11 protein-coding genes are annotated in these 12,032 nt (G+C 72.1%); 9 read left to right on the forward strand and 2 right to left on the reverse strand.

Features of this window, described 5'->3' with window-relative positions; translation table 11 throughout:
- Positions 1-34 precede the first annotated feature (34 nt).
- Positions 35-1,303 carry a cytochrome P450 family protein gene (locus AB0411_RS17965; protein ID WP_366418269.1) on the reverse strand — a complete coding sequence of 423 codons (1,269 nt, stop codon included), beginning with the start codon at positions 1,301-1,303 and terminating at the stop codon, positions 35-37.
- Positions 1,304-1,581: 278 nt separating this feature from the next.
- Here AB0411_RS17965 and trpS point away from each other — a divergent pair, with 278 nt between their 5' ends.
- The 3 genes from trpS to AB0411_RS17980 all read left to right on the forward strand — a co-directional run bounded on the left by trpS (position 1,582) and on the right by AB0411_RS17980 (position 4,648).
- A complete protein-coding gene (trpS, locus tag AB0411_RS17970; protein ID WP_366418511.1) occupies positions 1,582-2,592 on the forward strand; it encodes a tryptophan--tRNA ligase in 1,011 nt (336 codons plus the stop codon).
- A 204-nt stretch (positions 2,593-2,796) separates the two neighbouring features.
- Positions 2,797-3,381 carry a 2'-5' RNA ligase family protein gene (locus AB0411_RS17975; protein WP_366418270.1) on the forward strand — a complete coding sequence of 195 codons (585 nt, stop codon included), beginning with the start codon at positions 2,797-2,799 and terminating at the stop codon, positions 3,379-3,381.
- 277 nt (positions 3,382-3,658) lie between these two features.
- Positions 3,659-4,648 carry a YihY/virulence factor BrkB family protein gene (locus AB0411_RS17980; RefSeq protein WP_366418271.1) on the forward strand — a complete coding sequence of 330 codons (990 nt, stop codon included), beginning with the start codon at positions 3,659-3,661 and terminating at the stop codon, positions 4,646-4,648.
- A gap of 161 nt (positions 4,649-4,809) precedes the next feature.
- Here AB0411_RS17980 and AB0411_RS17985 read toward each other — a convergent pair whose 3' ends face one another.
- Positions 4,810-6,234, reverse strand: a complete 1,425-nt coding sequence (locus AB0411_RS17985; RefSeq protein ID WP_366418272.1) for a D-alanyl-D-alanine carboxypeptidase family protein — start codon at positions 6,232-6,234, stop codon at positions 4,810-4,812.
- A 10-nt stretch (positions 6,235-6,244) separates the two neighbouring features.
- On the opposite strand from AB0411_RS17985, the gene AB0411_RS17990 reads away from it, so the two are divergent.
- The 6 genes from AB0411_RS17990 to AB0411_RS18015 all read left to right on the forward strand — a co-directional run bounded on the left by AB0411_RS17990 (position 6,245) and on the right by AB0411_RS18015 (position 11,869).
- Positions 6,245-6,535 (forward strand): SCO4848 family membrane protein, encoded by a 291-nt coding sequence (locus AB0411_RS17990; RefSeq protein WP_366418273.1) that lies wholly within the window; start codon positions 6,245-6,247, stop codon positions 6,533-6,535.
- 22 nt (positions 6,536-6,557) lie between these two features.
- Positions 6,558-7,973, forward strand: coding sequence for a metallophosphoesterase (locus AB0411_RS17995; RefSeq protein WP_366418274.1), 1,416 nt, complete (start codon positions 6,558-6,560; stop codon positions 7,971-7,973).
- Positions 7,974-8,191: 218 nt separating this feature from the next.
- Positions 8,192-8,503: a hypothetical protein gene (locus AB0411_RS18000; protein WP_366418275.1), complete on the forward strand. Its 312-nt coding sequence runs from the start codon at positions 8,192-8,194 to the stop codon at positions 8,501-8,503.
- 54 nt (positions 8,504-8,557) lie between these two features.
- The gene (locus AB0411_RS18005) at positions 8,558-9,982 is read left to right on the forward strand and encodes a hypothetical protein (protein WP_366418276.1); all 1,425 of its coding nucleotides are present in this window, start codon (positions 8,558-8,560) and stop codon (positions 9,980-9,982) included.
- Positions 9,983-10,098: 116 nt separating this feature from the next.
- Positions 10,099-11,283 carry a S8 family peptidase gene (locus tag AB0411_RS18010; protein ID WP_366418277.1) on the forward strand — a complete coding sequence of 395 codons (1,185 nt, stop codon included), beginning with the start codon at positions 10,099-10,101 and terminating at the stop codon, positions 11,281-11,283.
- 79 nt (positions 11,284-11,362) lie between these two features.
- On the forward strand, positions 11,363-11,869 hold the full coding sequence (locus tag AB0411_RS18015; RefSeq protein WP_366418278.1) for an FBP domain-containing protein: 507 nt from the start codon (positions 11,363-11,365) through the stop codon (positions 11,867-11,869).
- Positions 11,870-12,032 lie beyond the last annotated feature (163 nt).

Consider the following 12,032-nt stretch of genomic DNA (forward strand, 5'->3'; position numbering starts at 1 on the left):
CGGGCCCGTCCCGCGAGCCGCCCCGCCCCCCGGCTCAGCCGGTGAGCCGCACCGGCAGGACGTGGGTGCTGTTGCCGATGAAGCTCGGGTGCGGCGGCAGCTCCGCGTCCGGGACGGCGAGGTCCAGCGCCGGATAGCGGGCGAAGAGGGCCTCCAGGGCGACGGTCGCCTCCAGCCGGGCCAGCGGCGCGCCCAGGCAGTAGTGCGGCCCGTGGCCGAAGGAGAGGTGCCGGGCGGCGGGCCGCCGGGTCACGTCGAACCGGTCCGCGTCGGGGCCGTGGGCGTCCGGATCCCGGCCGGCCGCGGAGTAGGAGGCCAGCATCGGGGTGCCGCGGGGGACGAGCGTGCCGCCGATCTCCAGGTCCCGTACCGGGTAGCGGAACGGGAAGTGGGCGACGGGGCTGTCGTGGCGCAGCGTCTCCTCGACCACGTCGTCCCAGCCGGCCCGCCCGGCGCGGACCAGCTCCAGCTGCCCGCGGTCGGTGCACAGCGCCCGGACCGCGTTGGTGATCAGGTTGAGCGTGGTCTCGTGCCCGGCAATGATCATCAGCAGCAGGGTGCCGACCAGCTCACCGGCGCTCAGCCGGTCGCCGTCCTCCTCCTGCGCGGCGAGCAGCGCGCTGGTCAGATCGTCGCCCGGGTCCGCCCGCCGGGCCTCGGCGACCTGCGTGAGGACGGCGATGATCTCGCGGTGGGCGGCCTGCGCCTCGTCCGCCGTGCCGACGATCAGGTTCGACAGCTCGTGCAGCCGGTCGCGCAACGCGGCGTCCACCCCCAGCAGTTCGCTGATCACGCTCATCGGCAGCGGATAGGCGAAGTGCCGGCGCAGATCCACCGTGCCGTCGGCAGCGGCGGCCGCGGGCAGCCCGTCCAGCAGCCCGGCCGTCAGCTCCGCCACCCGGGGCCGCAGCGCCGCCACCCGCCGCGCGGTGAACGCCTTGGTCACCAGGCCGCGCAGCCGCCGGTGGTCGTCCCCGTCGGCCGTGGTCATGCCGTCGACGGTGGCGAACGTGGCCAGCGGCCAGCCGGGCGGCACGGTGCCGTCGTGCAGGGCGGTGAAGTGGCAGGCGTTCTTGGCGACTTCGGGGTGGGCCAGCACCTCGCGCAGCACCTCGTGGCGGGTGACGGCGACCGCGGGCACGTCCCCGGGCAGCAGCACCGGGACCACCGCCCCGGCCGCCCGCAGCAGCGCATCGGCCGCGGCCCGGCCGGCGCCGCCGGGGGCGAGCCGGTGCGGCGCGCCGCCGGATGGTGCGGGGCAGGCGGCGGCACCGGACGGGGACGGGCGGCGGTCGTCGGTCATCGGCGGTCCTCACAGATCGGGACGGAGATCCGGGGCGGTGCACAGGCCCGCACGGCGCGGACCACGACTCAACTCACCGCCCACGATCCCAGCTCCCGCCCACCCCGAACAGGCCGCCGCCACCCCGCCGCACGGCCGCGGCCGCCCCGTGCGCGCGCCCCTGCCGCGGCTTGCGCCACCATGCGCCCCGGCGCCCTTGCCGACCTGAGACAATCGGTGCCATGGCTCTTGATCGCCCGTCCGTCGCCCACCACCACCCCCAGGGGAATGGCTCCGCCATGCAGCATCGTCCGCGCGTGCTCTCCGGCATTCAGCCCACCGCCGGCTCCTTCCACCTCGGCAACTACCTCGGCGCGGTGCGCCAGTGGGTGGCCATGCAGGAGTCCCACGACGCCTTCTACATGGTGGTCGACCTGCACGCGATCACCGTCCCGCAGGACCCGGCGGAGCTGCGCCGCAACACCCGGGTCGCGGCCGCCCAGCTGCTGGCGGCGGGCCTCGACCCGGAGCGCTGCACGCTCTTCGTCCAGAGCCATGTGCCCGAGCACGCCCAGCTCGCCTGGGTCATGAACTGCGTCACCGGCTTCGGCGAGGCGTCGCGGATGACCCAGTTCAAGGACAAGTCCGCCAAGCAGGGCGCGGAGGGCACGACGGTCGGCCTGTTCACCTATCCGGTGCTGATGGTCGCCGACATCCTCCTCTACCAGGCCGACCAGGTCCCGGTCGGCGAGGACCAGCGCCAGCACCTGGAGCTCACCCGCGACCTCGCGGACCGCTTCAACGGCCGCTTCGGCGACACCTTCACCATCCCCAACGCGTACATCGTCAAGGAGACGGCGAAGATCTTCGATCTTCAGGACCCGTCGATCAAGATGAGCAAGTCCGCCTCCTCGCCCAAGGGCATCGTCGACCTGCTCGACGACCCCAAGGTCACCGCGAAGAAGGTCAAGAGCGCGGTCACGGACACCGACACGGTCATCCGCTTCGACCGCGAGGCCAAGCCGGGCGTCAGCAACCTCCTGTCGATCCTCTCCACGCTCACCGGCACCTCCGTACCGGACCTGGAGCGGTCCTACGAGGGCAAGATGTACGGCGCGCTGAAGACGGACCTCGCCGAGGTGATGGTCGATTTCGTCACACCGTTCCGCAACCGCACCCAGGAATACCTCGACGACCCCGAGACGCTGGACGCGATCTTGGCCAAGGGTGCGGAGAAGGCCCGCGGGGTCGCCGCCGAGACCCTCGCCACCACCTATGACCGGCTCGGATTGCTGCCGGCCAAGCACTGAGGCGACCGTCGGCGCACGGCCCGGAGCAGCCCCGAGGCGGGCCGCCCGGTGCCCCGCGGACGCCACCGGACCAGGGGCCCCCACCCGTGGGGGCTCCTGTGTCTGCTCACAAGACGGCCGAGGACGCTCCCCGCGAAGGGCGCGCACCCGGCACACTAAGAAGGTGCGCGAGCGCGCCGCCCATACGTCAGGAGGGAGAACGCCGTGGGGACCGTAACGCTGGGCGTTTCGATCGCGGTCCCGGAGCCGTACGGCAGCTTCCTCCAGAGGAAGCGCGAGGGCTTCGGGGACCTGGCCGCACCCGGCATCCCCACGCACATCACCCTCCTCCCGCCGACGGAGGTCCGCACCGAAGCGCTGCCCGGCATCGAACGCCACCTCGCCGAGGTCGCGGCCGGCTGCCGCCCCTTCCCGCTGCGCCTCGAAGGCACCGGAACCTTCCGGCCGCTCTCCCCGGTCGTCTACGTCAAGGTCACCGAGGGCGTGACGGGCTGCACCGCCCTCCAGGCCCGGATCCGCGCCGCGTCCGGCCCCTGCGCACGGGAGCTGCAGTTCCCCTACCACCCGCACGTGACGGTCGCCCACGGCACCGACGAGGCCTCCATGGACCGCGCCCAGGCCGGCCTCAGGGACTTCTGCGCGACCTGGACGATAAGCGGCTTCGCGCTCTACGAGCAGGGCCCGGACGCCGTGTGGCGGCTGGAGCAGGAGTACCCCTTCGGGCCGCAGACCGCCGCCGTCCCGCGCCAGGCCGTCGACCTCTCCCGGCCGCCGGCCCCGTCCTGCTGAGCGGCGCCGGCCGCCCGCCGAGCTGACCGCCGCCGCCCCGCGCACGGGGCGGCCGGCCCCGTCGCCCGCGGCCGTCGGCCCGGGGAAAGGGCCCCGTCGCCCGTAGTGGCTGCTGCGGCGCCCCCCCGCTCCCGTACGGCATGCCCCCCGGCCGGATACCCGGAGGTCAGGGCGCGTCTTTCCGATCGGCCCGGGCAGCCGCCTGACATCCTGCACACACCGGCGGGCACAAGGTCACCAGGGCAACGGACGCCTGGGACCGCACGAGGGGAACGCCATGGACTGGTTGGGCAAACTGCCGGTGATCGGACCGGCCGTCAGCTGGCTGATGACCACGCACCTCTGGCACGCCTACGAGCGGATGCTCCGGGTCCACTGGACCAGGCTCGCCGCCGCGATCACCTTCACCAGCTTCGTCGCGCTCTTCCCGCTGCTCACCGTCGCCGCCGCGATCGGCGCCGCGCTGCTCAGCGACGCCCGGCTGCACACCCTGGAAGACAAGATCGCCGAGCAGCTCCCCGGCATCTCGGGACAGCTCGACATCGCCGCACTCGTCGACAACGCCACCACCATCGGCCTGGTCGCCGGGGCCGCGCTGCTGCTCACCGGCATCGGCTGGGTCGAGTCGCTGCGCGACTGCCTGCGCGCCGTATGGGAGAAGGACAACGAGAAGGCCAACTTCTTCCTCGGCAAGCTCCGCGACGGCGTCCTGCTGCTCGGCGTCGGCGGCGTCGCCGTGCTCTCCCTCGCCTGCTCGACCTTCGCCGGCGCCGCGGTGGGCAAGGTGGCCGAGGCGATCGGCCTTCCGGAGAACGGCATCGGCAGCATCCTGCTCTCGGCCGCCGGGTTCGTCATCGCCGTCCTCGCGGACTTCCTGCTGCTCGCCTACATACTGACCAGGCTCCCCGGCGTGCACCCGCCGCGCCGCGCCGTCGTGATCGCCGGCCTCCTCGGCGCCGTCGGCTTCGAACTGCTGAAGCTGCTGCTCAGCGGCTATCTCCAGGGCGTCGCTTCGCGCAGCATGTACGGCGCCTTCGGCACCCCGATCGCACTCCTGCTGTGGATCAACTTCACCGCCAAGCTCCTGGTGTACTGCGCCTCCTGGACAGCCACGGAGGGGGAGGAGCGCGAGAAGGACACGGAGCTCAAGGTGCCGGACGGGCCGGACGGGCCCGAGCGACCGGAGGGACGGGAAGTGCCGGACGGGCCGGAGGGGCGGGACGAGCCGCAGCGGCCGGAGGGACGGGACCGCCCCCGGGCGGCCTGACACCGGCCGCCGTCGGGGCTCGTACGGGGGCTCCACGCGGCCGGTCCGCCCGCGCCCGTCAACGCCCGCCCGCGGCCCGTGAGCGCCGCCCTCGCCGCGCCTTCCGCGTCCTTTGCTCCCTCCGCGCCTTCGGTGTCCCCCCGCTCGCCCGGCTCACTCGCTCACTTCCGGGGCCGACGGCCCCGCACCCGCTCCGGCAGCGGCCGGCGCCGGTGGACGGCGAACGCCACGACGCCCAACACCGCCAGTACGGCGCTGGCGATGCCCACCGCGGTCCAGGCGCCGTCCGCGCCGCCGGTGCCGTTCAGCGCGGCCTGGGTGCTCTTGTGCGCGTCCTTGCCCTTGCCCTTGGCGTTCACGGCGCCGGTGCCGTCGTCCTCGCTCCGGGGGCCGACGAGCCGGCCGACCGGGTCCACCTTGTCGGCCGCGGCGAAGCCCCAGTCGAGCAGCCTGGCGGCCTCCCGGTAGGCCTCGTTGTGCTCCTTCTTCTCCGGGTTCATGACCGTGACGAGGAGCTTGCGGTCGCCGCGCTGGGCCACGCCGGTGAACGTCGACCCCGCGTTGGTGGTGGAACCGTTCTTCACCCCCGCGATCCCCGGGTACGGCTTGAGGTCGTAATCGCCGCTGAGCAGCCGGTTGGTGTTCTGGATGCCGAACGACGCCCGCTTGCCGCCCTTGCCCTTGTCGCCGGGGAACTGCGCGCTGGCCGTCGAGCAGTACTCGCGGAAGTCGGCGTTCTGCAGCCCCGACCGGGCGAACAGGCTCAGGTCGTACGCGCTGGAGACCTGGCCCGGCGCGTCATAGCCGTCCGGGGTCACCACATGGGTGTCGTTGGCGTTCAGTTCCTTCGCGTGCTTCTGCATCTGCCTGACGGTGGCCTCGGTGCCGCCGTTCATCGCCGAGAGCGTGTGCACCGCGTCGTTGCCGGACCGCAGGAAGACGCCCAGCCACAGGTCGTGGACCGTGTAGCTCAGGTTCTCCTTTATCCCCACGAGGCTGCTGCCGGCGCCCATTCCCGCCAGGTCGGCGGGCTTGACCGTGTGCTTCTCGTCCTTGGGGAACTTCGGCAGCACCGTGTCGGCGAACAGCATCTTCAGCGTGCTGGCGGGCGCGAGCTGCCAGTGCGGGTTCTTGGCGGCCAGCACCTTGCCGGAGGCCGCGTCGGAGACGATCCACGAGCGGGCGGTGAGCTGGTCCGGCCCCGGCAGTTTCGGGGCGCCGGGCCGCGGCGCCACCTGGACGCCGGGCGTGCCCAGCCGGTCCCCGCCGATCTGCGACATCTTCGCCGGCGGCGCGGGAGTCTTGGGATCGGCGTGTGCGGTGCCGGCCAGCAGCGGGGAGGCCAGCAGTCCGGAGGCGGCCAGCGCGGCGGCGGTGCGCAGGGGGAAGCCGGTGCGCGCCGCACGGCCGGGCGCGGCCGGGGCGGTCGACGCGGCCGGGGCAGCCGATGCGGTCGGATCGGTGGAAGCCGTGGAAGCACAGAAGGTCGTCGGCACGTCGGTGAACGTACCCGTCTTTGTCCGGGGCGCCGACAGCACCCCACGGAAGAGTGCCCCTGCCGACCGCCGGATGGAGCCGCTGCCCATACTGGGATGTATGAAGCTCTCCCGCCCCGTGTCCTGGTTCCTGCTCGCCTTCGGGGTGTGGAGCTGGTTCATCTGGATCACTTTCGTCAAAAACCTCTGGAAGGACGGGAGCGGCCTCGCCTTCGATGCTGCGGGTGACCCGACTGCCTACTTCTGGGTGCATCTGGCGCTCGCGGTGGCTTCCTTTCTCTTGGGGACGGCCATCGGCGTGATCGGGTTCCGTGGCGTACGGGCCCTGCGCCGCGAGACCGCCCAGGGCACGTCCGACCAGCCCCCCGCCCCCACCTCGTCCGGCTCCTGACCCACGGGCACGGGGAGACGCCGTGATCTTCGCCCTGATCGTGATCCCGGTCCTCGGACTGTTCTTCGGCGTGCACCGCTACCTGTGGTGCCGACTCGTCCGCGACACCACCGCACCCGGCAGCCGGCCCCGCCGCGCGGGCACCGCCGCCGCCTTCGTCCTCCCCCTGACCACCCTCGCCGCCCTGCTGGCCGGCCGGGCCGGCGCGCCCTTCCCCCTCCAGCAGGCACTCGCCTGGCCCGGCTACCTCTGGCTGGCGATGGTGCTCTACCTCACCCTGGCGCTGCTGGCGGGGGAGGCGGTCCGGGCGGTGGGCCTACGCCTCCTCCGCACCCGCGAGCCGGACGGAGCGCCCCCGCCGCCGGCCGCCTCGCAGGCACCCGCCCCGCCCACGGCTGCCCCGCCGACCGACGCCCGGCCGGCGCCCGCACCCTCCGCCGACCGCGACCCGTCGCCCCCTCCGACCCCCTCCCCGTCGTCCCCTCCGGCCCCCTCCCCGTCGCCCCCTCCGACCCCCTCCCCGTCGTCCCCTCCGCCTTCCCCTTCGCCCTCCCCCTCCCCGTCGCCCACGCTCCTCCCGCCCGGCACCCCTGCCCTGCCACCGCCCGCTGTGCCGCCCCGCCGGCTCTTCCTCGCCCGGGCGGTCGCCGCGGGCGCGTCGCTCGCCGCCACGGCCGCCGTCGGCTACGGCACCGCGACCACGCTCGGCGGACCGGTCGTGAAGCGGGTCACCGTCCCCCTGGCCAAACTGCCGCGCCGCGCCCACGGGTTCCGTATCGCCGTCGTCAGCGACATCCATCTGGGCCCGATCCTCGGCCGCGCCCACACCCGGCGGGTCGTCGAGACCATCAACCGCACCGACCCCGACCTGGTGGCCATCGTCGGCGACCTGGTCGACGGCAGCGTCGCCGACCTCGCCCCGGCCGCCGAACCCCTGCGCGGCCTCCGCTCCCGCCACGGCGCCTACTTCGTCACCGGCAACCACGAGTACTACTCCGGCGCCGGCTCCTGGGTCGACCACGTAAGGGAGTTGGGCATCCACCCGCTGGAGAACGCCCGCACCGAACTGCCCGGCTTCGACCTCGCCGGCGTCAACGACGTCACGGGCCAGACCGAACAGGCGGGCCCGGACTACGACCGGGCCCTGTCCGGCCGGGACCCGTCCCGCGCCGTCGTCCTGATGGCCCACCAGCCGGTCACCATCCACGACACCGTGCGGTTCGGCGTGGACCTCCAGCTCTCCGGCCACACCCACGGCGGCCAGATGTGGCCCTTCACCTACCTCGCCGCCGCCACCAACCCCACCGTCGCCGGCCTGGAGCGCTACGGCGACACCCAGCTCTACGTCACCCGCGGCGCCGGCGCCTGGGGACCCCCGGTACGCCTGGGCGCACCACCGGACGTGACGGTGGTGGAACTGGCTTCGCTGCGGGCGTGATCGTTACGGTGATCATCGAATGGATCGGTTGCGCCGTGAAGGTAACAACCCCTCTACAAAGTGCGGCGCCATCCAGCGTTAATCCGGACAGATGCCGACATTCGATCTTGCAGTGGCAGTGGCCAACTCCCTAGTATTTATTGACTTCATATTGTCCCTGGCGTGACGGCTCTGCAGGGCAGTGCGAGCGGGGCGATCGGGGAACGGGGAGAGCGGTAATGAGCGAGCGGTTCAAGGTCGATCTCGACGAACTGGATGGCGTGGTGCGCCAGCTCCGGCGCCTTCGGGCCGATATGGATGAACCCAGCCAGAAGGTGAAATACAGCACGACGATCCCGAAGTCGGCATTCGGCGTCGATTTCCTGGAGGCGGGGAGCCTCGCCCAGGCCCATGACGGCATGCAGGAGTACATGTCGCAGGTCATCAATGCGCTCCAGGACCTCATCCACAAGTTCGGTGAGAAGACGGAAGCCAGCCGGGGCGCGTACGAGGACCAGGAGCACGAGACGAAGACGTCGATGAACGGCTGAGCGGGCCGCTGGACGCACGGACGAGAGATGGAGCAGAGATGAAGGGGGGCCTGCATGGTTGACGCCAAGCAGGAGTACGACAACGCCAAGGCGATGGAGCAGCAGCGCAAGAACCACGAACGGGAAGAGCGGCTGAAGTCGTTCAAGGGGCAGCATCTGACCCCCCGTTCGCCCTCCGACTTCCATCACCACGGCATCAACGCACTCCGCGCAATGATCGCCAACGCCAACCCCGAGGCGATCGAGACCTCCGGCCAGCACTGGCGCGCCTCCGCCGACCGGCTCGCCGGCCAGGACGGCCAGGGCGGCATCCGCAAGGGCTTCATGGACGCCGTCGATCACGCCACCGCGCACTGGGAGGGCTCGGCCGCCGAGGCGTTCCGCAGGGAAGCCGGCAAGGTCCTGGAAAAGATCGACCGGACCTACCAGCACTCCCGCAACGTCGAGTCCACGCTCATCGGTTCGCGCTCCTCGGGCCCCGAGGTCGGTGTCGCGCACAACCTGCGCCAGGCCAAGCAGACCATGTCCAAGATCCATGACCCGGGCCTCGTGGACCGGGCCACGGACGACAGCGGCGACGACAGCCAGTTCAAGCGGGACATGCAGAACCCGAAGATGGACACCCGCATGGCGCTGGAGCTCAACCGGGGCAACCTGTCCCTGAGCAAGGAGCGTCAGGTCGAGGCGGTCGTCGTCATGGACGAACTGGCGGCGCATTACGAGGGGCACGGCAAGCGGCTCAACGAGGGGATCGAGCCGGGCGGCCCCGGGGACGACTGGCCGAAACCCCCGTCCTCCTCCCCGCCGCCGCCTCCCGTGCGGATGCCGGTGATCGGCGGCACCCACCCGAAGAAGTCGTCGTGCGCCTCGGACACGCCCAACGGTGCGGGCGGCCACGCCGTTCCGAAGGGCTTCGACAGCCCCCACCATGTGACGCGGCCCGAGGTGCCGGTGACGACGGGGCTGGACGGCGTGCAGGGCGGCACCCTCGCTCCGTCGACGGGTCCCGGTGCCATCAACGGCGGGATGACCGGCGGCAGTCACGGTGTGTCCGGCGGTACCGGCGGCGGCTTCCCCGGTGGTGCTCTGGGGCCCGGGGCCATCGGCGCGGCGGGTGCCCTCGGCGCCGGCGGTATGCGCGGCGGTGGCGGTATGCGCGGTGGCGGTATGCCGGGCGCCGGGCTCGGCGCGGGCAAGGCGGGCGCCGCGGGCGCGGCCGGCCGCGGCGGTCCGCAGGCACGCACCCGCGGCGGACTGATCGGCAAGCCGGGCGGCCCGGCGGGCGGCGCCAAGCAGGGCGGTTCCGGGCTGCACCGCAGCCGCGGCGGCAACCAGGCCGGTATGGCAGGTGCTGCCGGGGCGAAGGGCAAGGGCAAGGGGGACAAGGAGCGCACCACCGGACAGCGCCCCGACTACCTCGTCGAGGACGAGGAGACCTGGACCACGCAACGTAATGTGGCCCCTCGCGTCATCGAGTGAGGCGGCGATAACGTCGCCTGCGGCCCCTTGAGGCAAAGGCCCCGCACCCGGGTGTGCGGGGCCTTTCCTCAGACGGAACAATGCCGCCCGGACAGCACAGCAAGAAGGAGCGAAGGATGAGGGTCACCCGAACACTGCGCGCGACGGTGGGTGCTGCGCTGACCGGAGCGCTGCTGCTGGCCGCGGGCGGGACGGCCTCCGCAGACCAGGTGCGCAAGGATCTGTGGCCGTTGGAGGCATTCGGGGCCCAGCAGCTCTGGAAGGACGCCACCGGCAAGGGCGTGACGGTCGCCGTGCTCGACAGCGGTTTCCGCACGACCCACCAGGACCTGAAGGGGCAGTTCCTTCCCGGGCCGGACTTCGGAAAGGCGACGGAAGCCGAGGGCGCCAAGCACCTTTCCGGTCATGAGGACATCCGGGACCACGGCACCGCCATGGCAGGGATCATCGCGGGGCACGGACACGGCCCGAACGGTTCCGAAGGCGTCAAGGGGCTGGCACCGGACGCGAAGATCCTTCCCGTCCCGGAGTACAAAAACAGCGGACAGGCCACCCGGTGGGCCGTGGACCACGGTGCGGACGTCATCAACATGTCCTATGGCGGGGACATGGAAGGCGACACGTGCGAGTCCATCCAGTACGCCCTTCAGAAGGGCGCCGTGGTGGTGGCGGCCGCGGGCAACGACGGCTGGTCCCGGAAGAGCTACCCGGTGGGCTGCAAGGGGGCGATCGGCGTCGGCTCGGTCAACGAGTACGGCGAAGCCTCCGACGACAACAACTACAACTCGGACATGGATCTGCTCGCCCCCGGTGTGAAGGTCCCCGTGGCGATGGGCAAGAGCGACTCCGACTACCGCACGTCCGCCGACGGCAGTTCGGCCGCCACCGCCTACGTCTCCGCGGCCGCGGCCCTCCTCAAGCAGAAGTTCCCCGACCTCACGCCGGGCCAGATCGCCAACCGTCTGGTGAAGACCGCCGGACTGGCGCAGGCCGAAAAGGACAAGCACCTCAAGCTGCCCGACGCCCACTACGGCTACGGCTTCATCCAGCCCGGTCCGGCCCTGCGGCGCGACATCCCGGCCGGCCCGGCACAGGGCCCGCTGCCGATGCCCGACGCCAAGGACTCCACCCAGAACGCCGCCGGCCAGAACTTCGACCCCGACCCGCCCATGGGCGGCAAGCAGGCCATGATGCTCTACGGAGGTATCGGCCTCGGCGTGGTCGTCGTCGCCGGCATCATCATCGGCATCGTGGTCTCCGTCCGCCGCCGCAACAACCCCCGCAACCAGGCCTGGGGCTGAGCCAGGAGGGCGTCCCTGCGCCCCCGGCAGCGGGAAATTCGGGAGACGTGGCCCCGGGGCGCTGTTAGCTTCCCAGATCATGGACCCCGTTGGTGAAAAAGCGATACGTGCCTCCTTTGTGAATTGTTCGAAGGGGGAGGCGAGCAGACTCCATCTGCCGGTGGGGCTGGCCGAACTCCCCTGGGGCGAGCTGGATTTTCTGGGCTGGCGTGATCCGGGGGCGCCGGACCGGAGCTACCTGGTGGCGCCGCGCGGCGAGGGGCTCATCGGGGTGACGCTGCGGGTGCCGCAGGGCGTACGGCGGAGCTTTACGAAGACGACGGTGTGCTCGGTCTGTGTGACCGGGCATCCGGGATCCGGCGTCAGCCTGCTGGCCGCGCGCCGTGCCGGTCCCTCGGGGCGGCAGGGGAACACGGTCGGGACGTATCTGTGTGCCGATCTCGCCTGCTCCCTCTATGTGCGGGGCCGCAAGAAGTCCCAGCTCGCCGGGCGGCACGAGGAGACGCTGCCGGTGGAGGAGCGGATCGCTCGTACCGTGCGGAACCTGGATGCCTTTTTGGACAAGGTCCTTGAGGGCGAGCGGTAGCAGACCGGAGCGGATCGTGAGCCGGAGGGGGAGCGGGGTGTCCGCTGCCCCTCGTGCCTTGGCGGTCGATGCCACGGTCTGGCGATGACACCTTCCTGCGCAGACGACGACCGCACGGCTGCGTCTCATGCGCCAGCGTCTCCTGCGAGGAGGCGGGCGAAGC

The sequence above is a fragment of the Streptomyces angustmyceticus genome (assembly GCF_040701845.1).
In the GTDB taxonomy this organism is placed as follows: domain Bacteria; phylum Actinomycetota; class Actinomycetes; order Streptomycetales; family Streptomycetaceae; genus Streptomyces; species Streptomyces angustmyceticus_A.